This window comes from Arthrobacter sp. 10N410 (assembly GCF_056394945.1).
Genome location: NZ_JBFTIP010000002.1, coordinates 195,680 through 221,779, shown reverse-complemented (window position 1 = coordinate 221,779; position 26,100 = coordinate 195,680). Strand labels below are relative to the sequence as shown.

20 protein-coding genes and 1 tRNA gene are annotated in these 26,100 nt (G+C 67.6%); 13 read left to right on the top strand and 8 right to left on the bottom strand.

From position 1 onward, the window contains the following. Positions 1 to 23: 23 nt before the first annotated feature. Positions 24 to 656 (bottom strand): TetR/AcrR family transcriptional regulator, encoded by a 633-nt coding sequence (locus AC1DB8_RS05530; RefSeq protein WP_476892417.1) that lies wholly within the window; start codon positions 654 to 656, stop codon positions 24 to 26. A 70-nt stretch (positions 657 to 726) separates the two neighbouring features. Between AC1DB8_RS05530 and AC1DB8_RS05525 the strand changes: the two genes are divergently transcribed. Together AC1DB8_RS05525 and AC1DB8_RS05520 are read left to right on the top strand one after the other, a co-directional pair. Then, a complete protein-coding gene (locus AC1DB8_RS05525; protein WP_476892416.1) occupies positions 727 to 3,132 on the top strand; it encodes an alpha/beta fold hydrolase in 2,406 nt (801 codons plus the stop codon). A gap of 77 nt (positions 3,133 to 3,209) precedes the next feature. Next, the gene (locus tag AC1DB8_RS05520) at positions 3,210 to 3,797 is read left to right on the top strand and encodes a TMEM175 family protein (protein ID WP_476892415.1); all 588 of its coding nucleotides are present in this window, start codon (positions 3,210 to 3,212) and stop codon (positions 3,795 to 3,797) included. Here AC1DB8_RS05520 and AC1DB8_RS05515 read toward each other — a convergent pair whose 3' ends face one another. Next, complete coding sequence (locus tag AC1DB8_RS05515; protein WP_476892414.1) at positions 3,798 to 5,252, bottom strand: FAD-dependent monooxygenase; 1,455 nt, start codon at positions 5,250 to 5,252, stop codon at positions 3,798 to 3,800. Positions 5,253 to 5,435: 183 nt separating this feature from the next. After that, positions 5,436 to 6,233 (bottom strand): dioxygenase family protein, encoded by a 798-nt coding sequence (locus AC1DB8_RS05510; RefSeq protein ID WP_441417629.1) that lies wholly within the window; start codon positions 6,231 to 6,233, stop codon positions 5,436 to 5,438. A 138-nt stretch (positions 6,234 to 6,371) separates the two neighbouring features. Here AC1DB8_RS05510 and AC1DB8_RS05505 point away from each other — a divergent pair, with 138 nt between their 5' ends. After that, a complete protein-coding gene (locus AC1DB8_RS05505; RefSeq protein ID WP_476892413.1) occupies positions 6,372 to 7,445 on the top strand; it encodes a DNA polymerase IV in 1,074 nt (357 codons plus the stop codon). Positions 7,446 to 8,202: 757 nt separating this feature from the next. Here AC1DB8_RS05505 and AC1DB8_RS05500 read toward each other — a convergent pair. Continuing rightward, a complete protein-coding gene (locus AC1DB8_RS05500; RefSeq protein WP_476892412.1) occupies positions 8,203 to 8,964 on the bottom strand; it encodes a GAF and ANTAR domain-containing protein in 762 nt (253 codons plus the stop codon). Positions 8,965 to 9,286: 322 nt separating this feature from the next. Between AC1DB8_RS05500 and fdh the strand changes: the two genes are divergently transcribed. Genes fdh through nrfD form a run of 3 tightly spaced genes read left to right on the top strand, consistent with a single transcriptional unit; the run spans position 9,287 to position 14,697 of the window. Continuing rightward, the gene (fdh, locus tag AC1DB8_RS05495; protein WP_476892411.1) at positions 9,287 to 12,601 is read left to right on the top strand and encodes a formate dehydrogenase; all 3,315 of its coding nucleotides are present in this window, start codon (positions 9,287 to 9,289) and stop codon (positions 12,599 to 12,601) included. After that, positions 12,602 to 13,612 carry a 4Fe-4S dicluster domain-containing protein gene (locus AC1DB8_RS05490; protein WP_476892410.1) on the top strand — a complete coding sequence of 337 codons (1,011 nt, stop codon included), beginning with the start codon at positions 12,602 to 12,604 and terminating at the stop codon, positions 13,610 to 13,612. Then, positions 13,609 to 14,697, top strand: a complete 1,089-nt coding sequence (gene nrfD, locus AC1DB8_RS05485) for an NrfD/PsrC family molybdoenzyme membrane anchor subunit (protein ID WP_476892409.1) — start codon at positions 13,609 to 13,611, stop codon at positions 14,695 to 14,697. The genes AC1DB8_RS05490 and nrfD overlap by 4 nt, the downstream gene beginning before the upstream one ends. A 62-nt stretch (positions 14,698 to 14,759) precedes the next feature. Here the strand turns inward: nrfD and selD are convergent, their stop codons facing one another. Further along, positions 14,760 to 15,785 (bottom strand): selenide, water dikinase SelD, encoded by a 1,026-nt coding sequence (selD, locus tag AC1DB8_RS05480; RefSeq protein ID WP_476892408.1) that lies wholly within the window; start codon positions 15,783 to 15,785, stop codon positions 14,760 to 14,762. Between the two features lie 42 nt (positions 15,786 to 15,827). On the opposite strand from selD, the gene AC1DB8_RS05475 reads away from it, so the two are divergent. The 4 genes from AC1DB8_RS05475 to AC1DB8_RS05460 all read left to right on the top strand — a co-directional run bounded on the left by AC1DB8_RS05475 (position 15,828) and on the right by AC1DB8_RS05460 (position 20,317). Then, positions 15,828 to 15,922: transfer RNA gene (locus AC1DB8_RS05475), tRNA-Sec, on the top strand. A gap of 39 nt (positions 15,923 to 15,961) precedes the next feature. Continuing rightward, complete coding sequence (gene selA / locus AC1DB8_RS05470; protein ID WP_476892407.1) at positions 15,962 to 17,293, top strand: L-seryl-tRNA(Sec) selenium transferase; 1,332 nt, start codon at positions 15,962 to 15,964, stop codon at positions 17,291 to 17,293. 3 nt (positions 17,294 to 17,296) lie between these two features. Then, positions 17,297 to 19,087, top strand: coding sequence for a selenocysteine-specific translation elongation factor (selB, locus tag AC1DB8_RS05465; RefSeq protein ID WP_476892406.1), 1,791 nt, complete (start codon positions 17,297 to 17,299; stop codon positions 19,085 to 19,087). A gap of 54 nt (positions 19,088 to 19,141) precedes the next feature. Next, positions 19,142 to 20,317: a hypothetical protein gene (locus AC1DB8_RS05460; protein WP_476892405.1), complete on the top strand. Its 1,176-nt coding sequence runs from the start codon at positions 19,142 to 19,144 to the stop codon at positions 20,315 to 20,317. On the opposite strand, the gene AC1DB8_RS05455 is transcribed toward AC1DB8_RS05460, so the two are convergent. Continuing rightward, complete coding sequence (locus AC1DB8_RS05455) at positions 20,268 to 21,290, bottom strand: LLM class flavin-dependent oxidoreductase (RefSeq protein ID WP_476892404.1); 1,023 nt, start codon at positions 21,288 to 21,290, stop codon at positions 20,268 to 20,270. The genes AC1DB8_RS05460 and AC1DB8_RS05455 overlap by 50 nt on opposite strands. A 174-nt stretch (positions 21,291 to 21,464) precedes the next feature. Between AC1DB8_RS05455 and AC1DB8_RS05450 the strand changes: the two genes are divergently transcribed. Next, positions 21,465 to 21,962: a rhodanese-like domain-containing protein gene (locus AC1DB8_RS05450; RefSeq protein WP_476892403.1), complete on the top strand. Its 498-nt coding sequence runs from the start codon at positions 21,465 to 21,467 to the stop codon at positions 21,960 to 21,962. Between the two features lie 167 nt (positions 21,963 to 22,129). Here AC1DB8_RS05450 and AC1DB8_RS05445 read toward each other — a convergent pair whose 3' ends face one another. After that, entirely contained in the window at positions 22,130 to 22,705 is a 576-nt protein-coding gene (locus AC1DB8_RS05445) for a MarR family winged helix-turn-helix transcriptional regulator (RefSeq protein WP_441417618.1), read from the bottom strand. A gap of 230 nt (positions 22,706 to 22,935) precedes the next feature. Here AC1DB8_RS05445 and AC1DB8_RS05440 point away from each other — a divergent pair, with 230 nt between their 5' ends. Together AC1DB8_RS05440 and AC1DB8_RS05435 are read left to right on the top strand one after the other, a co-directional pair. After that, a complete protein-coding gene (locus AC1DB8_RS05440; RefSeq protein WP_476892402.1) occupies positions 22,936 to 23,883 on the top strand; it encodes an FUSC family protein in 948 nt (315 codons plus the stop codon). Positions 23,884 to 24,579: 696 nt separating this feature from the next. After that, positions 24,580 to 24,873 carry a hypothetical protein gene (locus tag AC1DB8_RS05435; RefSeq protein ID WP_476892401.1) on the top strand — a complete coding sequence of 98 codons (294 nt, stop codon included), beginning with the start codon at positions 24,580 to 24,582 and terminating at the stop codon, positions 24,871 to 24,873. A gap of 92 nt (positions 24,874 to 24,965) precedes the next feature. Here the strand turns inward: AC1DB8_RS05435 and AC1DB8_RS05430 are convergent, their stop codons facing one another. Beyond that, entirely contained in the window at positions 24,966 to 26,012 is a 1,047-nt protein-coding gene (locus tag AC1DB8_RS05430) for an MsnO8 family LLM class oxidoreductase (RefSeq protein WP_476892400.1), read from the bottom strand. Positions 26,013 to 26,100 lie beyond the last annotated feature (88 nt).

Genomic DNA, 26,100 nt, shown 5'->3' with positions numbered 1-26,100 from the left:
CGTTCTTCCTTTCGGCACGGACGTTACCGTCGGCCGGGGTTGTCGGAGCCGTAGATGCTGCGGATCCAGATGGTCGATAACACGTGCAGGGCGCTGGACTCCGCGATGGCGGGACTCTCCTGGTTGAGGACCGCGGTGATCACCCGTTCGTTCATCAGGTTGAGGCTTACTGCCAGGTCGTGGGCGTCGACGCCCTCCGGCGCAGCGCCTCGTGCCTGCTCGGACCGGATCACGTCGCTGGAGAAGTCGACCCATGACTGCATCGACTTGGACCATAGCGCACGCACCTCCTCGTTGCGGGCGCGCGCCGCGATCGCCGCAGTGGAAACACCCCGGTGGGCCGCGAACACCTCGACGAACATTCCAATGGAACGGGTCCAGGCTGCCGCGGGGTCGCTCTCGAAATCGCGCGGCAGGTCACCGACCCGGTGCTCCACCTCGGTGATGACACGGTCCAGCAGGGCCAGCAGCACCTCGTCCTTGGACCCGAAGTAGAAATAGAAGGTAGGGCGTGAAATGCCGGCGCCGCGGGCCAGCTCCTCAATCGAAATGTCGTCGAAGGCCCGCTCGGCCAGGAGGGCCTCGGCGGTAATCAGGATTGTGTCCTGGCGCTCATCACCCGAGACCTTTGCGGAGCGTCTTCCTCGCTGAACCATGCCGCCCATCCTAATCCAACTTTCCGACGCCGTGTTGACTCTCTCAACACTAAGTCGATAACTTGGCGGTATGAGCGAACACGTGGATGTGTTGATTGTCGGCGCCGGGCTGAGCGGCATAGGTTTCGCCAGCCGGCTGAAACGCGAGCTGCCCGGGAAGTCGTTCGCGATCCTGGAATCCCGCAGCGCCGTCGGAGGCACCTGGGACCTCTTCCGGTACCCCGGCATCCGCTCCGACAGCGACATGTACACGCTCGGCTACTCCTTCCGGCCCTGGGCCGGCGCCAAGGCCATCGCCGACGGCGATTCGATTCGCGAGTACATCCAGGCGACGGTCGCGGACGAGGGTCTCGAATCGCGGATCCGGCTGAATTACCGGGTCGTCTCGGCCGAGTGGTCAAGCGAAGCCGCGCTGTGGACGGTGACGGCGGTCCCGACGTCGGGCGGCGAGTACCGCCAGGACGCTGCGGCATCCCGTCCCGGCAAGCCGGCCACCTTTACCTGCTCGTTCCTGTCCGTCTGCTCGGGTTACTACCGCTATGACGAGGGCTTCACCCCGGCCATCGAGGGCGCCGACACCTTCACCGGATCGATCGTCCACCCGCAGCACTGGCCGGCCGACCTCGATTACGAGGGCAAGCAGGTGGTGGTCATCGGCAGCGGCGCCACCGCGGTGACGCTCGTGCCGTCGATGGCGAAGACGGCCGCCAGGGTCACCATGCTGCAGCGCTCCCCCACCTACATCGCCCCCGTGCCCTCCCGGGACCACCTGGCCGACCGCCTCCGAGGCAAGATGCCCGCCCAGCTGGCTTACGACGTCGTCCGGGCCAAGAACATTCTCTTTTCGATGTTCACGTACCAGCTCAGCCGGCGGCGGCCGGAAACGATGAAGGCGATCCTCCGGAAATCAGCCGTCGCCAAACTGCCGGCCGGCTTTCCGGTCGACACGCACCTGGCCCCGTCGTATCAGCCCTGGGACCAGCGGGTCTGCGCCATCCCCAATGGGGACCTTTACCGGGCGATCAGCGCCGGCACTGCCGACATCGTGACCGACGAGATCTCCCGGATCACCCCGGACGGCATTGACCTGGTTTCCGGCGGATCGATTCCTGCCGACGTGATTGTCACGGCGACCGGGCTGAACCTGCTGGTGATTGGCGGAATGACCCTCACCGTGGACGGCGAGCCCGTGGACGTCGGCAAGACCTTGACCTACAAGGGCATGATGCTCGACGGCGTACCCAACTTTGCGCTCACCATCGGCTACACGAACGCGTCATGGACGCTCAAGGCCGATCTGGTCGCGGGTTATATCTGCCGGCTGCTCAAGCACCTCGACCGCCGGAACCTGCAGTGGGTTGCACCCGCGGCGCCCGGCGAGGTTGCGGACGCGGGGCTGACTTCGATGATCGACCTGAAAGCCGGGTACATCCTGCGCGGCGCGGACAAGCTCCCCCGGCAGGGCGCCGGCTCACCCTGGCGGCTGCACCAGAACTATCTGCGCGACTTCGCCCTGCTCAGGGCCGGCCGGGTCACGGACCACGTCCGTTTCGGCCGGCGCGGGCAGCAAGTGCGCGGGTCCAGACGTACGACGGCGGCGCTTGGCCCTCTTGAGCTTCCGGGAACGGGATACGTCGACGTCGGCGGTGCGCGGCTGCGCTTCCGGAAGACCGGCAGCGGGGACCCCGTGCTGCTCCTGCACGGCATCGGCCAGAGCCTGGAGGATTGGAACGAGCAGCACGATCGTCTCGCGGCACGGCACACGGTCATCAGCGTGGACCTGCCCGGGTTCGCGTACTCTGCCCGCCTCTCCGGGCCGGCGACGTTGGCAAAGCTTGCCGACGCCCTGCCGGCCTTCCTCGACGCCGTCGGGGTGCACGAGCCGCTGCCCGTGATCGGCAACTCGCTGGGCGGGGCCGTCGCCATGAAACTGGCGGCCGACCATCCGGACCGCGTCTCCGCCCTGGTTCTTGCCAACAGCGCCGGATTCGGCAAGGAGGTTGCGCTAGTCCTGCGCCTGCTTACGATCCGGCCGCTCGCGGCCCTGCTCATGCGTCCCGCTGCGGCGGCCTCCCGCCGCACGGTCGAGTCGATCTTCTATGACAAGAGGCTGGTGACCGACGACCGGGTTGGCCACGCTTTCGCCCTGTCGCGACGGGCCACGCACCGCAAGACGCTGCTGGACGTCGCCCGCGACCTTGGCACAGTCTCCGGCGTTCGGGCCGAATGGCGGACGTCCCTGCTTGGTGCTTTGGCGACGTCGGAGATACCCGCCCTGGTGTTGTGGGGCTCCCACGACCACATCCTGCCGTTTAGCCATCTGGCGGCGGCGACGGCGGCACTGCCGCAGGCCGAGTCACATGTCTTCGCCAAGACGGGGCACATGCCGCAGATCGAGCGGCCTGACGAGTTCGCCGCAGTGGTGGAGGAGTTCCTTTCCCGGCGCGTGGCGGGGCGCGAGGCTGCCAACATCTGATCCGACCGGCGTTGCCGTTGCGTTGCCGTTGCCGTTGCAGTCTGCCGCGAGCATGATGACTTGATGGAGCAAACGGTGTGAACAAGAACCGCCTGGAGGCGTTCAGCGACGGCGTGCTGGCCATCATCATCACGATCATGGTCCTGGAGCTGAGGGTGCCGGAAGAACCGACCTGGCATAGCCTGGCCGATGTCCTGCCAACCTTCCTCAGCTACCTGCTCAGCTTCGTTTACGTTGGAATCTACTGGAACAACCACCACCACATGATCCACCTGGCCGACCACGTCAACGGGGCAATCCTCTGGGCGAACCTGCACCTGTTGTTCTGGCTTTCGCTGTTCCCCTTCACGACCCGCTGGATGGATGAAACCGGCTTCGTCCAGGTACCGGTGCTGGTCTACGGGATGAACTTATTCTGTGCAGCCATCGCCTACTTCATTGTGCAGCAGGCACTGATCCGCCAGCAGGGCAGGGACGGCGCCCTGGCACGCGCTGTCGGCCGGGACTGGAAGGGCAAGGCGTCGCCGCTGATTTACCTCACCGGGATTGCCGTGGGCGTCGTACAACCGCTGCTCGGGCTTGCCGTGTACACCGTGGTGGCCCTGATCTGGCTGGTGCCGGACCGCCGGGTTGAGCACTTTGTCACCCAGGCGGGCCGTGGCTAGTCAGCCCTGAGGCCCGAACCACCTGGCCAGCGCCTCGGCCAGCCCCCGCGAGGTTCCGTCTCCCGTCCACGCCACATACCCGTCCGGACGGATCAACACGGCAGCCGGGGCGCTCACCGGACCGATCACCGGAAGCTCCCATCCGCCGTCGTACATGGCGTCCACCGGCTGCACCCGGTCCGCCCACGGCCCCGGGTCGACGCTGCCCGGCGCCCCGAGGTTGAGCAGCACCGCGCGGGCGTTGTGCAGGAAGCTGAACACGCGCAGCGGACCGCTGGCGGTGACGACGTCGAGATCGGGCATCCTGCGTCCGAGCAGCGGATGCCCCTCCCCCAAGTCGTAGCGGACGTCGAGGCCGGAGATGAGGCCGCCAAGCCGTTTCCGGGCCTCATCGATCGTCAGCAGGCCGGCCACAGTGTCGGCCAATGCGCCGATGCGCGGGTCGGACCGCTGCATAACGGACTGTGCCATCGTGTGCTGTAGCGCGCGTGCCCCGGCGGGGTGCCGCTCGGCGTGATAGCTGTCCAGCAGGCCCTCCGGCGCCTGTCCCTTGACCACCTGGGCGAGTTTCCAGCCGAGGTTCACGGCGTCCTGGATCCCAAGGCCGATCCCCTGGCCACCCGACGGAGAGTGGATATGCGCGGCGTCCCCGGCGAGCAGCACACGGCCGCTGCGGTAGGCCGCGGCCTGGCGTGTGGCGTCGGTGAACCGCGAGATCCAGGTCGGAGTATGGACCCCGAAGTCCGTGCCGTAGACCTCGACCAGCGCCCTGGCGAGGTCAGCCAGGGTCGGCTCCGTGGCCGGTCCGAGATGCTTCTCGGTCACGACCACCCGCATGGTTCGCCCGTCCTCCATCGGGTGCAGCCCGTGGACCCCCACCTCGTCGATGCGCATGCCCGTTGGCGTCTCCTCCGTCACCTCCACCTCGGCGATCAGGCTGCTCCTCGTCGCATCCCAGCCGGGGAACTCGATGCCGGCCGCCTTCCGGACGGCACTCCGGCCGCCGTCGGCGCCTATAAGGTACAGCGCGCGCCTCGCACCGCCGTCGGCGAGCTGGACGGTGACACCGCCGCTGTCCTGGGCAAAGCCGGCAACGTCGAGCCCCCGATGAACCGGCACACCCAGCTCTTCCACCCAGCCTGCCAGGATCCGCTCGATGTGGTTCTGCCACAAGCCGAGCGTGTACGGATACCGGGTAGGAAAGTCACCCAGGTCCAGGGCCGTCGTGCCGAAGAATGCCGCCTGGACGGCCTTGCCCTCGGCGAGGAACCGGTCTGCAATCCCGCGCTGGTCGAGGAGTTCGATCGTCCGCGAGTGGAACCCGCCCGCTCTCGAGCCCACCAGTTCCGGCGTCGGTCGGCGTTCCACAATCGCCACATCTATCCCGGCCAAGGCGAGCTCGCCGGCCACCATCAACCCCGTCGGACCGCCGCCCGCAACAATCACATCAACCACCAATACCCCCGCCTCTCCGCGCCTTCTACAGGCTGGCTTCCCCGGCACCGCTTCCGGCACCACCGAGCCAGTTTGAAGCATGAAGGGGGCCTTGCCGCAAGCCCTTTAGGGCGCGGTAGATTGGAAGAAGGGCGGGACACCCGGAGAACGGACCGGAGGAAGTCCCGCAGCCGGTTTCTTGGCTTAGGTCAGGGTCCAGGAGCGCTTCGACAGGCCGAACCAGAACCCGTCGATGGCGGTCTTGGCCTGCAGGTCACCGGACTCGTAGGCCGCGCCAAGCGCCACATACAGCGGTGCCCAGTGCTCGCTGCGGGGGTGCGCCTCGCGGGCTGCCGGGGCCTTGTGCAGGAAGTCCAGGATAGAGTCGACGTCGCCGCGCGCCATCGCTTCCTCGGCCCACTGGTCGAACTCACGGGAGACCGACGGCGGGGTGCTGTCGGGTCCCCCGGCGGGGTTGAACCAGCGCAGGTTGTGTGTGGTGAAGCCGGATCCGACGATCAGCGTGCCGCGGTCCCGCAACGGCGCCAGCGACTTGCCCAGATCGAACAGGCCCTGCGGATCAAGGGTGGGCATCGACATCTGCACCACCGGTACATCCGCGTCCGGGAACATCTCCTTGAGCGGGACGTAGGCGCCATGGTCCAGGCCGCGGCTCTCGTCCCGCTCGACGTGATGGCCATGGCCGACCACAAGCTTCTCCACCTCGGCGGCCAGCCCGGGAGCCTGCGGGGCGTCGTACGTGACGTCGTAGTACTTCTGGGCGAACCCGCCGAAGTCGTAGACCAGTCCCGGGTTGCGCCCGGTGGCACTGAGGGTGACCGGGGCGTTCTCCCAGTGGGCGGACACCATCAGGATGTCTTTGGGCTTGTCAAAGGTGGCGGACCAATTCTTGAGTTCACCCGTCCACGTCGCGTCGTCAGCCAGCGGCGGCGCGCCATGGCTGAGGAAAAGAACCGGAGGGCGGTCGAGTGTCGAAGTCATGCCTTCAGCTTAGTCGGCTTTACTTGAAGGTTCAAGCTTCGTGAATCACATAGTGAGGGCTAGCTTCCCCGGACCGGCGCCGCAAACTCGACTGCTGCGGCCGATGCCTGCCGGTGATGTTTAGGGCAGACTGGTGGCGTGGACGGAATCCGGTGGGTGCTGCACGTCGATCTCGACCAGTTCATCGCCGCCGTCGAAGTGCTCCGGCGGCCGGAGCTTGCGGGCAAGCCGATCATCGTCGGCGGCCGCGGCGATCCCACGGAACGGGCGGTGGTCTCCACCGCGTCCTACGAAGCCAGGGCGTTCGGGGTGGGATCCGGAATGCCCTTGCGCATTGCGGCCCGGAAAGTGCCCGACGCCGTGATCCTGCCCGTCGATCACGAGGCATACCTCGCGGCGTCTGAAACGGTGATGGCTACCCTGCGCGCGCAGCCGGGCGCCACCGTCCAGGTGCTGGGTTGGGATGAAGCCTTTGTCGGCATCGAGTCAGAGGATCCGGAAGCCTACGCCCGGCAGGTGCAGGCCGCCGTCCTGGAGCAAACGCAGCTGCATTGCAGCGTGGGCATCGGCGACACCCTGGTCCGTGCCAAGGTGGCCACCGGTTTCGGCAAGCCGGCCGGCGTCTTCCGCCTCACTTCCGAGAACTGGCTCGAGGTCATGGGCAGCCTGCCCACCAAGGAGCTGTGGGGCGTCGGAACCAAGGTGTCCGGCCGGCTGGCCAAGCTCGGCATCAACACTGTCGCCGAGCTCGCCGCCGCCGACCCTCAGGACCTGGTCCCGGAGTTCGGCCCCAGAATGGGTCCCTGGTACGCGGAGCTGGCACGTGGCGACGGCACCAGCGTGGTGGACGCCACCCCGTGGGTTGCCCGCGGTCACAGCAGGGAGACCACCTTCCAGCACGACCTGACCGAGGCAGCCCAGGTGGCCGGCGCTGTCAGGGAGCTGACAGCGCGCGTCCTCGAGGATGTTGCGGCCGAAGGACGACCCGTCATTGGGCTGACCTTGAAGGTTCGGTACGCGCCGTTCGTCACCAAGACCCACGCAAGGAAGATTCCGGAGACATTCGACCGGGACGAGATCCTCGCGCAGGCGTTGGACCTTGCGGCCGCAATCGAAGCGGGCAGGCCCATCCGGCTCCTGGGCCTGCGGGCCGAAATGCCGATGCCCGACGACGCCCGGAAGGGTCACACCCCAACGCGCGGCGGCTGGTGACGCCGTCGTGCGGCGGCCGCAGCTAGCGGGCGGATCCGCGGGCGGATCAACTCGTCGGACCGTCGCAGGCGCTGGTCGCAGCCCGGCGACCGACCGTCGGCGCGCTGACGCCGCCGGGAATAGTGTCGTCACAACGGGTCCGTTCCAGCCATACTCCGATACTCTGGAAGAGGTCAGGCAGTGGCCTCCGTTCTTTTCCAGAGGACACACTGTATGCCCGCGAAACTCTCCGTAACTGTCGCCGTCGACATGGACGCCGCCGCCGTTACCCTTCGACCCACCGGCCGGTTGACCCCCAGGAACGTTTAAGGCCTCCTTGCTGTGGTGCGACGCGCGACGCGCGTCCTGCCCGGCTTTGACGTCCTGCTTGATCTTGACCAGCTCCTCGTGGATTGCCCTGAAACGCTCCCCGCCCTTAGCCAGGCCGGGGCCCGGACCATTCGCAGCCATCACCCACGCGCCGGGTGCCGCCCCAGTGCCCCAACGCGGACGGCCGCGTGATGGAACTAAGCAGCTCCGGCTACCACGAGCGGATATTCCACCATTTCGGGAGATGGCCGTTCGTGCCCGCTGAAGACCTGTTGAAGTTGCGCCAATCACTGCGTCAGGCGCAGAGCCTCGGCGGCCGGACCGGCGCCAGCGAGCTCCTTCTCCTTGTCGATGAGGAAGTAGTCAGGCGCCGGGGCGGCGCACCGCGCGACGATGAGCCCTCCGGGGACGGGGCAGGCGCGAACTGACGATCTGCCGCGGCACTGCCCTACTTTGGACGCGGAGGTATTTCGGTCGACATTTCTCCGCTACTGGTCAGGTTTTCTGCCACCTCACGCAGTTTCGTGTTGGACGTGGTGCTGGCGCGTGAGAGGACCAGAAAGGCCTGCTGGGCGGTTAGTTTGTAACGCTCCATGAGGATGCCTTCGGCCTGGCCGATGAGCTGGCGGGAGACCAGCGCCTCATTGAGCTGGCTGATTTTCTGGGAGTCGGCGAAGGCCACCGCTGCGTGGGCGGCGACGAGCAGCCCAATTTGCTCCGACTCTAGGTCGAAAGCGTTCGGACTGGCGCCATACAGGTTCAACGCACCCAGCCGGTCGCCTTCGACGAACAACTGGATTGAAAGCATGCTGCGCGCCCCAAGCTCAACGGCGCCGCGGGAGAAGGCCGGCCAACGGGTCTCACTGCTGAGGTCGGGCACCCGCACAATCCGGTCTTCGTAGGCCGCGTCCAGGCACGGCCCCTGTCCGGATGTGCTTTGCAGAGCGTCAACCCTGCGGGGAAGGTCTCCCGAAGCGACCGGTGAATCGATCTTCTTCCGGCCAGTGACCACGCTGATGGACGCATCGGCGGCGCCGGGGATGAGCTGGACGGCGGCCTGCACTATCCCGGCAAGCACCCTGTCGGGATCATGTTCGTGCTGCAGCTCCCTGGCCAGGTCGCTGAGCCGTGTGGCCAGTCCGCCGCTGCCACTCCCGCCCTGTTCTGGCTGCCCGGAAGGGCCGTCCGTCTGTGATGCGTCGGTGTTCATCTGCTCACCTCAGTTCTTCCGTATGCGCTGATACTACGTCCGGAATCTCCTGCCGGACCCTCTCGGCAGGGGTTTTCTTCCGGCACCGGACGGCCAAGCATTAGCTCGGACTTCGGCCCACAATGTCCGGCCCCCGGGTCCCGGCGCCGCGATGCGGACAAGCCGCACTTATCCAGGACTTCTCCGGATTTGTTCGACGGCTCGCCTGGATAACGGCGGCCGTGCACTCCAACGGCCCGCTGAAACGTCGGAGGCGATGGGCAGCACGGAACGCTTCATCGACACCCTGTCGTTGGGGCCCCGGATTGTGTAGGCTCCTGCCATGGCTCGGCGCAGTTTTCTTCAGTGGCCGGTCGTCCGGCAGTTCAGCACGGGCGATCTGCTGGGACGCGGCCCGGCGGTAACCTCCCCGCGGACGAGGGACATCACCCCGCGCACGGCCACCGCAGACCGCGTCGTGCAGAGCGTGTGCCCGTATTGTGCCGTGGGCTGTGGACAGCGGGTCTACGTCAAGGACGAAAAGGTCGTTCAGATCGAAGGCGATCCCGATTCGCCGATTTCCCGTGGCCGGTTGTGCCCCAAGGGCTCGGCGAGCGAGCAGTTGGTCAACTCGCCGGGCCGACAGACCGAGGTGCTCTACCGTGCGCCACGCTCCACCCAGTGGCAGCATTTGGATCTGGAAACTGCCATCGACATGGTGGCGGACCGCTTCGTCGACTCCCGCCGCCGGACCTGGCAGCAGGAAGACGAAAAAGGCCGGCTGCTTCGACGCACCATGGGCATAGCCTCGCTGGGCGGGGCAACCCTGGACAACGAAGAGAACTACCTGATCAAGAAACTCTTCACGGCTGCCGGAGCAGTGCAAATCGAGAACCAAGCCCGCATTTGACACTCCTCCACGGTTCCCAGTTTGGGAGCCTCGTTTGGACGCGGTGGTGCGACGCAATCACTGCAAGATATGGCCAACGCCGACTGCATCATCATTCAGGGTTCCAATATGGCCGAATGCCATCCTGTGGGATACCAGTGGGTTGCGGAGGCCAAGGCCCGCGGAGCGAAGGTCATCCACGTCGACCCCAGGTTCACGCGCACCTCGGCCGTCGCGGATAAGCACATCCCCATCCGGGCCGGCTCTGACGTTGTCCTCCTGGGCGCGCTGATTAACTACGTGATCACCAACGACCTGTGGTTCAAGGAGTACGTCAGCGCCTACACGAACGCGGCCACGCTGGTTCACGCCGATTACCGCGACGCCGAGGACCTTGGCGGCCTGTTCTCCGGCTACGATCCCGAAACCGGAGCATACGACATGGCGTCATGGTCGTACGCGGAACAGGGCGGAGGCACCATCGGGGACGCTGGGGCGGGCACCGAGCACGGCTCCCACGCGTCGGATCGGGCCGCGGGAGACCAGTTCGGCAGCGGGGGCCCCGCCCTGGAACACGCCCAAGTGCAGCGTGACGATACCCTGCAGGACCCCCGGACCGTCTTCCAGATCCTGAAGCGCCATTACGCCCGTTACACCCCGGAGATGGTCCAGGATATGTGTGGCATCAACGCCAAGGACTTCGAGTATCTGGCCCACGCCATCACGGAAAACTCGGGGCGCGAACGGACAACGTGCTTTGCCTACGCCGTCGGCTGGACCCAGCACACGCTCGGAGCGCAGTTCATCCGGGCCGCCGCTATCCTGCAGCTTCTGCTCGGCAACGTGGGCCGCCCGGGCAGCGGAATTATGGCCCTGCGCGGGCATGCAAGCATCCAAGGCTCCACGGATATTCCAACCCTGTTCAACCTGCTGCCCGGTTACCTGCCGATGCCCAGCGCCGGACGCCACGACACCTTCAGCGAATACCTGGATGCGATCGCGTCGAAGAAGCAGAAGGGCTTCTGGGCGGACGCCGACTCCTACGTCATCAGCCTGCTGAAGGCCTGGTGGGGCGACGCCGCGACCGCGGAGAACGACTGGGCCTACGACTACCTTCCCAGACTGACCGGAGCGCACGGCACGTACCAGACGGTGATGGACATGCTCGAGGACAAGGTGGAGGGCTACTTTCTGCTCGGACAGAACCCCGCCGTAGGTTCGTCCAACGGCCGGATGCAACGCCTTGGCATGTCGCACTTGAAGTGGCTGGTGGTGCGCGACCTGAACCTCATCGAGTCGGCGACCTGGTGGAAGGACGGCCCGGAGATCGAATCGGGCGAACTGCGCACCGAAGACATCGAGACCGAAGTGTTCTTCCTGCCTGCAGCAAGCCACGTCGAAAAGGCCGGCTCGTTCACGCAGACCCAACGGCTGCTGCAGTGGCGGCACCAGGCGGTGGCACCGCCTGGTGCGTGTCAAAGTGAATTGCAGTTTTTCTTTGAGCTGGGCCAGCGGATCCGCGAAAAACTGGCGGGTTCGGAGGATGAACGCGACCGTCCGCTGCTCGACCTCACCTGGGATTACCCCACCGACGAACACGGCGAGCCCGACGGCGAGGCGGTGCTGGCCGAGATCAACGGCCGCCACCTCAGCGGCCCGGACGCAGGCAAACCGCTCTCCGCGTATACAGAGCTGCGCGCCGACGGTTCCACGTCGGCGGGCTGCTGGATCTACACCGGCGTCTACGCCGACGGCATCAACCATGCCGCCAACCGGAAACCGGGCCATGAGCAAGGGCCTGTTGCCTCGGAATGGGGCTGGGCCTGGCCGGCCAACCGCCGGATCCTCTACAACCGGGCGTCGGCCGACCCGGCCGGTAAACCGTGGAGCGAGCGGAAGAAATACATCTGGTGGGACCAGGAGCAGGGACGTTGGGTCGGAGACGACGTTCCCGACTTCCCGGTTGACCTTGCACCGGGCAGCCAACCCGACCCCGATCTCGGTGGTCCGGCCGCCCTGACAGGAGATGATCCCTTCATCATGCAGTCAGACGGCAAGGGATGGTTGTTCGCGCCGAAGGGCGTCGTCGACGGCCCCCTTCCCACCCACTACGAACCGCAGGAATCGCCGGTGGCCAATGGCCTTTACCCGCAGCAGCAAAATCCGGCCCGGCTGGTGTACCCCCGCGCAGACAACCTCAGTGCACCAAGCGCCGGTACCAGTGGCGCGGGCGTCTACCCCTACGTCTTCACCACGTACCGGCTGACCGAGCACCACACGGCCGGCGGAATGAGCCGCTGGTTGCCGTACCTCTCGGAGCTGCAGCCGGAAATGTTCTGCGAGGTCTCTCCCGAGCTGGCCGCTGAGCGCGGGCTTGAGCCGTACGGGTGGGCCACCATCATTTCGGCCCGCTCCGCCATCGAGGCGAAGGTGCTCGTCACCGAGCGGATGAAACCGCTGGCCGTCGGCGGCCACACCGTCCATCAGATCGGGTTGCCGTACCACTGGGGCGTCGGAGCGGATGCTGTGGTCAGCGGTGACGCGGCCAATGACCTGTTGGGCGTGACGCTGGACCCCAACGTCCAGATCCAGGAATCCAAGGCCGCCTCCTGTGACATCCGTCCGGGCCGCCGGCCCCGCGGGGCGGAGCTGCTTTCCCTGGTTGCTGAGTACCAGGCCCGGGCCGGAGCGACGACCGAGACCGGGAACCGACTCGTTACCGATCCGGGCGGCACCGTTCCGGATGCCGACTCGATGTTGGAGGATTAGATGGGCCAGCTGTCCGGACCGACCGACCCCGCCGCCGATGCCCGGTGGGAGGACCAGCAGCCGCGCAAGGGGTTCTTCACAGACACCTCCATCTGCATCGGCTGCAAGGCCTGCGAAGTGGCCTGCAAGGAGTGGAACCACAACCCCCACGACGGGAACCTGGAGCTGCTGGGATCCTCCTATGACAACACCGGAGGACTCGGCGCCAGCACCTGGCGGCATGTTGCCTTCGTTGAACAGGGCCAGGAACGCATTACCGAGGCGCGGGAATCCGGGCGCGCGCTGGTCAACCTCGGCATGCCCCGCATCGGGCCTCCCCCGACGGCGGCGTCCGCCGGGGCGGACCTGGCGAATGTGGATACGACGCCGCCGGACACGGCAGACTTCCGTTGGTTGATGTCCTCCGATGTCTGCAAGCACTGCACGCACGCCGGGTGCCTTGATGTCTGCCCGACCGGAGCGCTGTTCCGCACCGAGTTCGGCACGGTGGTGGTCCAGGACGATGTGTGCAACGGCTGCGGAACCTGCGTGGCCGGGTGTCCCTTCGGCGTGATTGAGCGCCGCAGCGACGGCATGGTGGCGGTGGCCGCCCAACGGGAGGAGCCGCACGCCAAGCAGCCCGCCGTCCCCAACGTCGGCGTCGCCCAGAAGTGCACGCTGTGCTACGACCGGCTGGTCGACGATGAGACGCCCGCTTGCGCTAAAGCCTGCCCGACGACGTCCATCAAGTACGGCAACCATGACGACATGGTGGAGACCGCCCGGGAGCGGGTCGCCGCCCTGCACCAGCAGGGACTCACGGAAGCCAGGCTCTATGGTGCGAACGAACTCGACGGCGTCGGCGGAACCGGAGCGGTCTTCCTCCTGCTCGACGAACCGGAAGTGTACGGGCTTCCGCCGGATCCGAGAGTGCCAACCGCCGATCTGCCGCAGATGTACCGGCGGGCCGGTATGGCCGTCGCCGGCATGGCCGCCGCTGCGGCGCTGGCTTTCCTGGGAGGGCGCGCGTGACCCACTCTGAGTTCGACAGCTTTCGGCCGCCCGAACCTGCCCGCCGGCGTCGGGCTGGCGGCAAGCGCGGCACCGGCCGCCGCGACGGCGGTGACGGTTCCCGAGAAATGCCTATGGTCCCGGAGCCGGAATTCACCTCGTACTACGGCCGTCCCGTGGTCAAACCGGCACCCTGGACCGAAGATGTGGCCGCCTACCTGTTCCTTGGCGGCGTGGCGGCCGGCTCTGCACTGCTCGGTCTCGGCGGCCAGCTGACCGGGCGGCCGACGCTGCGCCGGAATGCCCGGCTGAGTGCCCTGACGGCAGCAAGCATGGGCACCGTTGCGCTGTTGAAGGATCTGGGCAGGCCGGAGCGCTTCCTGAACATGCTGCGGACCATCAAACTGACCTCGCCGATGAGCGTGGGCTCGTGGATTCTCAGCGCATTCAGCGTGGGCGCGGCGGTCTCGGCGGCAGCGGAGGTCGATCGGATGACCGGAGCGCGGTTGCCGCTGGGGCCGTTGCGGAACCTGCTGTACGCGGTCGAGGGACCGGCCGGCTTCGAGGCCGCGTTTTTCGCCGGACCGCTGGCGGCGTACACGGCGGTCCTGCTCGGTGACACGGCCACCCCCACCTGGAACGCCGCGCACGAGGAACTGCCCTTCGTTTTCGTGAGTTCCGCGGCCCTCGCTTCTGCCGGGCTCGCGATGATCACGACTCCGGCACAGGAGGCGGGCCCGGCACGGAAACTTGCGGTGCTGGGCGTGATGGGTGACGTGGTGGCCATGCGGGTGATGGAGCACCGGATGGACCCGGTGGTCGCCGAGCCCCTGCATCAGGGCAAGGCAGGTGTCATGCTGAAATGGAGCGAGCGGCTAGCCGTTGCGGGCGGACTGGGGGCACTGTTGGGCGGACGCAACCGGGCGGTGGCCGCGGCCTCGGGACTGGCACTGCTGGCCGCCTCGGGGCTGACCCGGTTCGGGGTGTTCGAGGCCGGCCTTGCCTCGGCTCGGGACCCGCGGTATACGATCGAACCGCAGAAGAACCGTCTCGCCGCCCGCCGCGCCGCCGGCATCACCGGAGACTCGATCACCACTGCCGGCTGACGAGTCCGCTGTGCTCTAGGGGATGCTGTTCTAGAGGACCGTGGGTTCAGGAGATCCCGGGTTCAGCGGATCTCGATGCCCTGACCGACGACGGTATGCCCGATCACTGGATAGCCTGGCACCTCGCCGACCACGAGCAAGCCGCCGGAAGTCTGCGCATCGGCAAGCAGCAGCAGATCGTCTTCAGTGACGCCCGCCTCGGTCTGCAGGTGCGGTCGAACCCAATCGAGGTTGCGCCGCGTCCCGCCGGAGACAAAGCCGTCCCGCAACGCCTCCCGGGCGCCCTCGACGAGTGGCAGCGCCGCCCGGTCGATCACTGCCCCCACTCCGGAGGCGCGGCACATCTTGTACAAATGTCCAAGCAGCCCGAAACCCGTCACGTCCGTGGCCGCCCGCACGCCGGCCGCCACCGCGGACTCGGCGGCGTCGCGGTTGAGGCGCGTCATCGTCGCCACGGCTTCCGCGAACACTTCACCGGTCTGCTTGTGCCGGTTATTGAGCAGTCCGACGCCGATCGGCTTCGTGAGGGTGAGCGGCAGCCCGGGCCGGGCGGCGTCGTTGCGCAGCAACCGGTCCGGATGGGCGACGCCGGTGACCGCCATGCCGTATTTCGGCTCGGGATCGTCAATCGAATGCCCGCCAATCACCGGGCACCCCGCCTCGGAGGCGACGCTCAGGCCGCCGCGGAGCACTTCAGTCATCAACTCGAGCGGCAGCACGCCGCGGGGCCAACCGACGAGGTTGATTGCCATGATCGGGCGGCCGCCCATGGCGTAAATGTCAGAGAGCGCGTTGGCGGCAGCAATCCGGCCCCAGTCAAAGGCGTCGTCGACCACGGGAGTGAAGAAGTCGGCGGTGGACAATACCGCCAGGTCGCCGCGCACCAGGACGGCGGCTGCGTCGTCGCCGCTGTCAAGACCCACCAGCACGTCCGCTCCTGGCTGGCCGGTAAGGCCGCGCACCGCTTCTTCGAGTTCGCCGGGCGGAATCTTGCACGCGCAGCCCCCACCGTGGGCATAGCCGGTGAGCCGGACTGCGCCGACGCCGTCGTTTTTGAGCTGCGGAATAGACGTCTCGGTCTCTTTCACACCCCTAGGCTACCCCCGGGGGCAATCTGCTACATTGAACGCGGTGGCGTCCGGGTCCTGGTGGGCCCCCCGGTCTTCAAAACCGGTGAGGCTGAGTATCTCGGCCTGGCGGGTTCGATTCCCGTCCGCCTCCGCCAACCACCGTCACGCAATGCCGCGGAAGGAAGAGGGACTGTGTGGACCAGGTCGATCCCCGCCGCCTGATTCCGCGCACCGACGATCTGCTGGCATTGCCGGCCGTCCGCGCGGCCCGGAGTCGTCTGAGTGCACAACTCATCGGTGAACTCGTCCGGCAAACCCAGGAGCGGGCGCGGCGCGGTGAACTCGCTCCCGGCCAGGTGGAACCGGCCCTGCTCACCGCCGTCGCCGCACGCAGGGCGACCACCCTGCGCCCGGTGCTCAACGCAACCGGCGTAGTCGTCCACACCAACCTCGGCCGCGCCCCGCTGTCCGCGGCCGCGGTCGAAGCTCTTGTCGCAGCCAGCGGCTACGTCGACGTGGAGCTCGACCTGGCAACCGGCAGCCGCGCCCGCCGCGGCGCCGGTGCCCGGGCCGCATTGCTCGCCGCCTGTCCCGCTGCCGAGGACGCTCTGGTGGTCAACAACGGGGCTGCGGCGCTGGTGCTGGCCACCACGGCCCTCGCCGCGGGCCGGGAGGTGGTGGTGAGCCGCGGCGAACTGGTTGAGATCGGTGCCGGCTTCCGGCTTCCCGACCTGATCGAATCAACGGGCGCGACACTGCACGAGGTGGGCACGACCAACCGCACACACCTGCGGGACTACGCCGACGCCATCGGACCAGCCACCGGCTGCCTCCTCAAGGTCCACCCGAGCAACTTCCGGGTGGACGGATTCACCTCCGCTGTTCCATTGGACGAACTGAGCAGGCTCGCCGCGGCGCACGGGGTCGCCCTCGTGGCCGATCTCGGCAGTGGACTGCTGGCGCCCGATCCGCTTCTTCCCGCAGAACCGGACGCTGCCACCGCGCTGGCAAGCGGGGCCGACGTCGTGATCGCCAGCGGCGACAAACTCCTGGGCGGACCACAGGCCGGTCTGCTGCTCGGCCGGACGGAGATCATCTCCCGGCTGGCACGCCACCCGCTGGCCCGAGCAGTGCGGGCCGATAAACTGGCCCTCGCGGCGCTGGAGGCGACGGTCGCGGGTGAAGCACCGCCGGTTGTCCGGGCCCTGCACGCGGACCCGGAGTGGTTGCGGAACCGTACCGGCCGGCTCGCCGCGGCACTCGGGGTACCGGTGGTCGCGCACGACGGCCGGGTCGGCGGCGGCGGAGCGCCCGGCGTGGCGCTGCAGGGGTGGGCGCTCCGGCTACCCGAAGCGCTCGCGGCGCCCCTGCGAACCGGCGACCCAGCCGTGCTCCCGCGCGTCCATGACGGCTCCTGCCTGCTCGATCTGCGCTGCGTGCCCGAAGCGGACGATGACCGGATACTCGACGCGGTGCGCCAGGCGCTGGCGACCCTCACGGATTCGGATGCAGGCAGGGCGGGCTGAACCGTGCATGTCGTTGCCACCGCCGGACACGTCGATTGCGGCAAGAGCACGCTGGTGCGCGCGCTTACCGGCATGGAACCGGATCGCTGGGAGGAAGAGCGGCGCCGTGGGCTGACCATTGACCTGGGCTATGCCTGGACCACGTTGCCTTCCGGGCAGGATGTTGCCTTCGTGGACGTACCGGGCCACGAACGGTTCCTCGGGAACATGCTCGCCGGAATCGGACCCGCTCCCGTCGTCTGCTTCGTCGTCGCTGCCGATGGAGGCTGGCAGGCGCAGTCAAGCGACCACCGGGACGCCGTCGCGGCGCTGGGCATCGAGTACGGCGTCGTAGTCATTAGCCGAACCGACCGGGCACCCGGGCAGGTTGGTGAAGTGCTCGCCCGGACGCGCAGAGAGCTGGCCGGGACAGGTCTGGCGGATGCGCCCGCAGTGGCTGTGTCTGCCATCGAGGGCACCGGGCTGACCGAACTGCGTGCCACGCTCGACGGCGTTCTGGCCGGGGTGCCCGCCCCCGCCACCACAGGCCGGCTCCGGCTGTGGGTGGACCGCTCGTTTACCATCAAGGGTGCCGGAACCGTGGTGACCGGAACTTTGGCAGCGGGAACACTTGCTCAAGGTGACCGGCTGGAGCTGCTTGGCCACGATGGCTCGCGGTCCGTCGTGGTCCGCGGCCTGCAAAGCCGCGACACGTCGTACTCCTCGCTGGGGCCGGTCAACCGGGTGGCACTGAACCTGCGCGATGTTTCCGCCGCCGACGTCCGACGGGGAGACGCGTTGCTGACCCCCGACGCGTGGCCCGTCACGGGCGTCCTGGGCATCCAGCGCACAACCGGCGTGGCCTACACGGACGTACCGGAGCAGCTCATGGTGCATGCCGGAACCGCTGCCGTGCCGGCCCGGCTGCGTCCCTTCGGTGCCGATCACGCCCGGCTTGTCCTGGACCGGCGCCTGCCGCTCGTTCTCGGAGACCGTCTGGTGCTGCGGGACCCCGGGACCCGCTCGGTGCTGGGCGGCGCGCAGGTGCTCGACGCCGATCCGCCGGCCTTGCGGCGGCGCGGGGACGGCGTCCACTGGGCTGAGCGGCTCGCAGGCATGGACGCCGCCGGAGACGTGCTTGGGGAAGTGGCAGGCCGCGGGGCCGTGCAGGAAGAGCACCTGCGTCGGCTCGGGCTATTGTCTGCGCACGAGGCGGCGCCACCCGGCGTCCGGGTTCTCGGCGACTGGTGGGTGCACGCTCCCCTCTTCGAGGCATGGCAGCGTCGGCTGCGTACGGCGCTCGGGGAACTGCAGGAGCGCGATCCTCTCGCCCCGGGCCTTTCCCGAGGCGCGGCCCGGGACCTTCTCAAACTGCCCGATGAGCGGCTTCTTGACCCGGTCATCCGCGAAGCAAGTCTCGAACAGGAGGGCGGCCACGTCCGGCTGCCAGGGACCCAAGGCAACCTGGGCGCCGCCGGGCCGGCGGTCGCCGAGCTGGAGCGCAGGCTCACTGAAAACGCCTTCCATGCCCCGGAAACCGATGAGCTGGCCGCACTGGGCCTGGGCGCCCGGGAGCTCGCTGCCGGCGAGCGCACCGGGCGGCTCTTGCGGTTGCGCGACGGGGTGGTGCTGCTGCCTACGGCCCCGGCCCTGGCGATGCGCGAACTGGCCCGCTTGGAGCAGCCCTTCACCACCAGCCAGGCACGCCAGGCCCTCGGCACAACTCGACGGGTCGCGGTCCCCTTGCTTGAATATCTGGACTCGCGCGGCTGGACCCGGCGTCTGGATGCCGGTCACCGCACCGTGATGCGGTGACCCCCGGGCTTTTAGCCTCTCGCCCCCAAAGGCCGCGAGTCCTACTGTGGAACCATGGACGCCGCAGCCGCCAACGCCTTGGCCATTCCGCAGGTCTCAGTGCACCGTCCCACTACGGTCGCTGAAGACACCATCACCCTCGCCGCCGGGGTCTGGCTCCTCGGCGGGACGTACGTGGACGGCTGGGCCCACAACAACCTCCACGACCTTGAGAGCTTCTTCACGCCTTGGCACGCGGTCCTCTACTCGGGCTTTGCTGCCTGCGCCCTCTGGCTCGCCGCCCTGACGTGGCGCCGGCACGCACCGGGCATGCGGTGGACGGAAGCGATCCCGGCAGGCTACGGACCCGCCGCTGCAGGCGTCTTCCTCTTCCTTGCCTCCGGGGTGGCCGACTTCGCCTGGCATTCGGTCTTCGGAATTGAGCAGAACCTCAAGGCGCTGTTCAGCCCGTCCCATCTGGGACTTGCTGCGGGCGCATTCCTGATCCTCAGCGCGCCGTTTTCCGCCGCATGGCACGCGCCAGAGCGGTCACGGCCACAGCTGGTGCCGGCCGTCGTGAGCGCGATGCTTTCGGGCATGGTTGCGGCGTTCATCCTGCAGGAATTCGCTGTCTTCGCGCGCCATGGCCTCGTCCAGACGTACACCGGCTCCGCAGCCCAGCCCGCGGTGACGGCTCCGACGTCGTCGGCCATCCTGGTCGCCTTGGGATCGTTCTTCGTCTCAACGGCCGTGCTCTTCGTGCCCGTCCTGTTGCTGTCGCTGCGCTGGCACGTGAACGCAGCGGTGCCCGCGGCCATGGCACTCGTACCCTCCGTAGCGATGCAGCTTATGGTCGCGATGCGGGACGCCTGGCTCGTGCCGGTGGCCCTCGTCGGTTCCCTGCTCGTGGGAGTGGTGTGGGCAGCGGTCCGCCCGGCCCCGGGCCACCAGGCAAGGCTCATGACCGCGGCAGCACTCTCGCCCGTCGTGTTCTGGGCCGCCTACTTCGCCGGTGTGGCACTCCACGATGGGGCCCTCAGCTTCTCCGCCGAGATTTGGGGCGGGACGCTCGCCTGGACTGGGCTCGAGATGCTGGGGCTGGCCTTGCTCGCGCTCAAAGGGGGCGCTCCGGCACGCGTACAGCACCAGCCAACCGCGCCACTAATTCAGCAGTCTCCCAGGGGGAAGCTGCCACGCGGGGTCAGCGCCAGCCGAGCTGCGGCGCCACATACTTCAGAATCGACTCGATGACGTGGGCGTTGTAGTCGACACCGAGCTGGTTCGGGACCGTGAGCAGTAGGGTGTCTGCCGTGGCGACCGCCTCGTCCTCCGCCAGCTTCGCGGCCAGCTCATCCGGGGCACCCGCATAGGACCGGCCAAATACCGCGCGCGTATTCTCGTCGATGTTGCCCACCTGGTCCGAGCTGCGGCGGTCGCGGCCGAAGTATTGCCAGTCGCGCTCGTCCGTCAGGGCGAAGATGCTACGGCTGACCGAAACGCGCGGCTCCCGCTCGTGCCCCGCCTCCTTCCAGGCCTGCCGGTAGAGCTCGATCTGCTCGGCCTGCTGGACGTGGAAGGGCTTGCCGCTCTCGTCATCCTTGAGCGTGGAGCTCTGCAGGTTCATGCCGAGCTTCGCCGCCCAGATAGCCGTGGCGTTCGAGCCGGAACCCCACCAGATGCGCTCACGCAGGCCCTCCGAATGCGGCTCCACGCGCAGCAGGCCCGGAGGGTTCGGGAACATCGGGCGGGGGCTCGGCGCCGCGAAGCCCTCGCCAGTGAGCACCTCGAGCAGGCGCTCGGTGTGCCTGCGGCCCATATCGGCGTCCGACTCGCCCTCGGCGGGGGCGAAGCCGAAGTGACGCCACCCGTCGATGACCTGCTCGGGTGAACCCCTACTTATGCCCAGCTGCAGCCGGCCGCCCGAGATCAGATCGGCCGCACCGGCGTCCTCCGCCATGTAGAGCGGGTTCTCGTAGCGCATGTCGATCACGCCGGTACCAATCTCGATGCGGCTGGTCCGTGCCCCGATGGCGGCGAGCAACGGGAATGGGGAGGCGTACTGCCGCGCGAAGTGGTGGACGCGGAAGTACGCGCCGTCCGCCCCCAGCTCCTCGGCCGCGACCGCAAGATCGATCGCCTGCAACAGCGCGTCCGACGCGCTGCGCGTGCCGGACTCCGGGTGGTCGGTCCAATGGCCAAAGGACAGGAATCCGATGTTTTTCACACGACAATCCAACCTCTTGTCGGGGGTTCTTATTCCCGCGGGGCCCCAGCCTCGCACCTCATCCCGCGGCACGGGCCGACTCCGCCGAGAGAGGCCGGGCATGGCCGTAGTGCATGACTGACGTGTATTGACATGATTCCCTCCATGCCCTTGGATTGATGACCAAAATAGCTCATGGTTCCGCTTGGGGGTGGAACGACAGACGGATCAGCAGGCAGAGCGAGGAAAACCGTGACGCAGTGTGAAATCTCCGATGACGGCGTTCCGATCTGCCAACGGGTCCTAGATCCGAGCGCTTCCCCTGCAACGCTTACGATCAACGAATTACTACTTGAGAGCCGCATGGGGCTCGAGCGTGTTCACGCTTCGGATCTTGAGCGAGAGATGGCAGCGGGCGCCCTCGTTGTCGACACGCGGCCGGTCGATCAGCGAGACCGCGACGGTGATCTTCCGGGAGCGGTCGTTATTGACCGAAACGTTCTCGAGTGGCGGCTGGACCCTTCCAGCCCCCACCGGCTCCCGATCGCTGACAACCCCGCACGGCGGATCGTGGTGGTCTGCAATGAAGGTTACAGCTCGAGTCTCGCTGCACACACCCTGCGACGGCTGGGACTGACCCGCGCGACCGACCCTATCGGCGGTTTCCAAGCCTGGGCAGCGTTGCGCAAATAGTCCCCTAAACAAGCTGCCGGCGTCGGGAGTCGGCAGGGCTGATGACCACCGCGCATCGCGCGGTAGCTCTTCGTCCTCAGGTTGGAGCAGCGCGCCGTTGGTGGTCTACCACGCGGAGCCCGGTAGCGCGTCGGCTGATGCTCACCCGAAGCGCGCGCTGCTGCGGCTCATCCGGAGGGCTCGAGCGCGCCGTTCCGCCGGTCCTTGCTGGACCCGGCTTGGTGGCCTCGTCCTTGCTCCCACACCGAGGTCAGTGCCCGCAGAGGACCGACCAAGCCCTCGATGGCCCAGGCCGGGGCTTCACCGAGTAGGGCATCTTCGAGGGCGAGCTGGGCGGGAATCACCTCGTCCACGAGCGCGGCGCCAGTGTCGGTGAGGACGAGCAGGGACGAGCGGCCGTCGGCCGGGTTGGCCGTCCGGCTCAGCAGTCCCCGAGCCTGGAGGGCGTTCAGCCGCATGGTGATCGCGGAGCGCGGGGCAAGCAGCGTCTGGGCCAGCGTCGTTGGGCTCAGAGGTTCGCCCGTACGGCGCAGCGCGGAAAGCACGTCCAGCTCGCCGCGGGTGAGCCCGTAGTCGGCGAGGAAGGCGTCACTGGCTTCGAGGATGAGGCGGGAAGCGCGCAGCACGCGGTGGATCACCCCGAGGCTGGTGAAGCTCAGGTCCGGGCGCAGCAGGGCCCACTCACGCTGCATCCGGTCTACGACGTCGCCATGAGCGGGCAGGCTGTCTGCGTCCTGGTCCATCCGGCTCCTCCGCGCCTCCGTGGCGGTCGCCTCGGTCAACTCAATAGTAGTTCATACGTGTAGTAACCTTGAGGTACTTCATTCCTGTACCACCTCGGAAGGTTAAAATGACGCAGGCCACCCCCACGCGGTCCTGGTGGGCGGCAGTCTTCGATCTGGGCCCGCATGCCGGCGCCCATTGGACCGCCCTGCGCGCAAGCCTGGCTATCTTCGTGCCGCTGGTGGCTTGCTTGGCGTCCGGTCGCGGCGACCTGCTGCTGTATGCGGCGATCGGTGCCTTCGCCGCCCTGTACGGCCGACACGAGCCGGGTCGGGTACGCCTAACCATGCAGGCGCAGGCGGGCCTGGTGATGGTGGTCGGCGTCGTCGTCGGCGCCCTAGTGGCGACCGTCCCGTTCCGGCTCTGGCTGCTCGTCCCGGTCGCGGCCGCCTGGGCCGGCGTCGCGGTAGTGCTAGCCGAGCTGGGCCGATGGCATCCGGCCGGAGCTCTCAACCCGGTCTTCGCCCTTACAGCCTCGGCCACGGTCCCGATCGCGCTGAGCACGGTGCCCGCAGCCGCCCTCGCTGCGACTGGCGCGGCCGTCTTCGCACTGCTGCTCGCCCTCCCGGGTCGCACCGCCCGCGACGGCGGCGACCCGGTGCGGTATCGGCTGTCGTGGCGCGGCCTACGCCCGTCCGACCCGGTGGGCCGCCACGCCGCCCGCTATCTGCTCGGTATCGCCGCCGCCGCCCTCGCCGTCGCGACCAGCGGCATCGGCCACCCCTACTGGACCTTCGTCACGGCGTCCGTCCCCATGTCGGCACCCGACCTGCACGCCAGCCTCACGCGCGCTGCCCAGCGGGTGATCGGCACCGCCGCCGGCCTCGGCGTCGCAGCCCTCGTCCTGGCCGCCCACCCCAGCAGCTATGCCGCGATCATCGTGATCGCCGTGCTCCAGGCGTGCACCGAGCTGACAACCGGGCGCAACTACAGCCTCGGCCTGGTCTTCTTCACCCCGATGGCCCTTCTGCTCGGCGATCTCATGCTGCCCGCCTCGATCGGCACCCTCCTGACTCAGCGGGCCCTCGAGACCGTCGTTGGCCTCAGCATCGCCCTGGCCGCCACTGTCATCACCCACGAACGGCGCACTCGTACGAGCCAGACCCCACCGCGCGATCATGTGCTCGACCACGTTTAAAGGCGGCCGCGGGGAGGCGAACCTGCCCTCAGCCGCGGGGTTCCTTGTCGCGGGCGAGTTCCGTAGAGGCTCGATCATCGGCAGATGAGTGCACTCACAACCCGAATAGGGACACACCCAGTAAGACTTCGAAGCGAACTGGCTCTTTACGGATGGGACATCTACTTCTGGAGGGAGTCGGGTGGACGGGTGTTCCACCCTGCTTAGCTCCCAATCTTGGATGCTGTCCCCTGGCCCGCTAGGTATGGCCAGATGATGATTGTGCCCCCCGTAAGGCCGCCCGCGACGGCACCACGTGCGGGTGCGGTTCCGAATGAGAACGCAAGGATGACCGCTGGAATGATGAGGGCGAGTGCTGTCGGGCAAAGCCCATGCCGCGCTCGCCGCATTCCCTTCCCCCGGACCGGGTGCGGGCTCGTCTTTTGCTGACCAGAGGGTAGAAGAATAAGAATCGTCCCCGGTTGTGGACAGCGCACAGGATCCGGGGGCCGTATGCGCTGCTTCTTCGGCGCCGTCGTGTCCTCCGTCAATATTGCATCGATCGCCCTCGCCCGACTGCCCAATGCAACACTGCCGGGGTGCGCATTGACCCTATCCCTCTCCAGCGCTCCTTAAAGTCGCCCGGCCGCGTCCGGGTCATACCTGAGCTGCCGGGCATACGCTGAGGTGATTGAGGCTTTACGAAAGGATGAACCAATGACCGGCAACAGCGAAGGCAGCTTCAACGGCTTTATAGTTCCGAACCCGTCAAAGTTCAGCGAGGACGTCCCGGGCGACGTCGGCGACGAAGCGAACGAGATCCGCTTCAGCGAAGAGGAAGCCCTGATCGAGGAACAAGCCCACGGCATCTTTCCGGATACTTACAGCGTCCCCGGAATGCCCAATATGTCCGAGGCGATCGGGAACATCGACCTGCCCCCGGAGGACCTCGGCGCAACACCAGACACCGACGCCAGCAACGACCCCCTGCACGGCGGCGCCGAGCAGTAGCTCCTCCACCAGAGCGCATTTACAGGACCGGGCCGGGCCGGAATGGCTGCTCGCGCTGGGAGGGCGCTAGGCGGCGTCAAGTCAGGTGGGCGTCAGTGGGATGCCGCGAATCCACGGCGGTCGTCCATGCTGCGGCGCTCGTCTTGGGGGAAAAGCCCGGCCAGGATCCGGTCGGATTCCGCCTGTGCCGCGACATCGAAGGCTCCGCCAGTGACCAGCAACTCGTTAGCTCCGGAGGCCGCGAGCAGGTGCTGGACTTGGGTCCGCACCTCGGAGGCCGTGCCGTAGAGCGATGTGGACAGGCTCATTTCGACCGCTTCCTTTTCCCGGCGAGTCAGCCCGGCCCATTCGGTCGGACCCACGGGCGCCAAGGCAGCGAATTCGCCGGTGGTCCTGGAACGGGCCAGCGCGACGGCTTCGGGCAGAAGCAGTTCCCTCGCTGCCTGGCGGGTGGCGGCCACTGCTACGTTGGCGGAAACCAGGATATAGGGCCGCTCGAACCAGCGTGATGGACGGAACTGTGAGCGGTACCTTTCCAGCGCCGGGAGTGTGCCGTTCTGATCCGTCCGGAACACGGCCGGCCCGCCCAGCACCACAGCCAGGCCGGCACGGGCTGCAATATCGATTCCCGAACCGGTGGCCAGCACGAATACCGGTGTAGCCGAATCGTTCCGCGGCCGGGCAGTGATGGGCGCGGCTCCGGACAGGTAAGCCAGCAGTTGGGCCAGCGGCTCTCCAAACCGCTCCGCGTCCTGTTTCCCGGCGCCCAGCGCATTCCGGACTGCCGGGGTGAAACCGACAGACCGGCCGACGCCCAGGTCGATCCGTGCGGGATGCAGAGCCTCCAGCGTGGCCGCCTGTTCGGCCACCACGAGTGGTTGGTGGTTGGGGAGCATGATGCCTCCTGAACCGACCCGGATGGAATGCGTCCGGGCAGCAACGGCGGCCATCAGCACGGCCGGAACGGAACCGGCAATGCCTGGCACCGCGTGGTGCTCTGCAACCCAGAAGCGGTGGTAACCCCATTCCTCGGCCCGCTGGGCCCGTTCCAGCACCCGGTTCAGGGCGTCCGCAGCAGGAAACCCGTCCCGTGCGTTGGCACGGTCGAGAATGGAAATCCGGGGAAGGGGAAGGGCCATACTCTTGGAACCACTCCGGGCGAGGAAGAATTCCGCTCCGGGACGCGGGTTCGGAGTCCGGGTCCCGGCACTGTCCAACCTCATGTGT

What these genes read in the sequence shown, in the direction of transcription:
- AC1DB8_RS05500 (WP_476892412.1), bottom strand. Translation starts at nt 8,964, where the DNA reads ATGAACACCGACGCATCACAGACGGACGGCCCTTCCGGGCAGCCAGAA.
- AC1DB8_RS05525 (WP_476892416.1), top strand. Translation starts at nt 727, where the DNA reads ATGAGCGAACACGTGGATGTGTTGATTGTCGGCGCCGGGCTGAGCGGC.
- AC1DB8_RS05445 (WP_441417618.1), bottom strand. Translation starts at nt 22,705, where the DNA reads ATGGACCAGGACGCAGACAGCCTGCCCGCTCATGGCGACGTCGTAGAC.
- AC1DB8_RS05450 (WP_476892403.1), top strand. Translation starts at nt 21,465, where the DNA reads ATGGTTCCGCTTGGGGGTGGAACGACAGACGGATCAGCAGGCAGAGCG.
- AC1DB8_RS05460 (WP_476892405.1), top strand. Translation starts at nt 19,142, where the DNA reads ATGGACGCCGCAGCCGCCAACGCCTTGGCCATTCCGCAGGTCTCAGTG.
- AC1DB8_RS05435 (WP_476892401.1), top strand. Translation starts at nt 24,580, where the DNA reads ATGACCGGCAACAGCGAAGGCAGCTTCAACGGCTTTATAGTTCCGAAC.
- AC1DB8_RS05430 (WP_476892400.1), bottom strand. Translation starts at nt 26,012, where the DNA reads ATGGCCCTTCCCCTTCCCCGGATTTCCATTCTCGACCGTGCCAACGCA.
- AC1DB8_RS05490 (WP_476892410.1), top strand. Translation starts at nt 12,602, where the DNA reads ATGGGCCAGCTGTCCGGACCGACCGACCCCGCCGCCGATGCCCGGTGG.
- AC1DB8_RS05510 (WP_441417629.1), bottom strand. Translation starts at nt 6,233, where the DNA reads ATGACTTCGACACTCGACCGCCCTCCGGTTCTTTTCCTCAGCCATGGC.
- AC1DB8_RS05530 (WP_476892417.1), bottom strand. Translation starts at nt 656, where the DNA reads ATGGTTCAGCGAGGAAGACGCTCCGCAAAGGTCTCGGGTGATGAGCGC.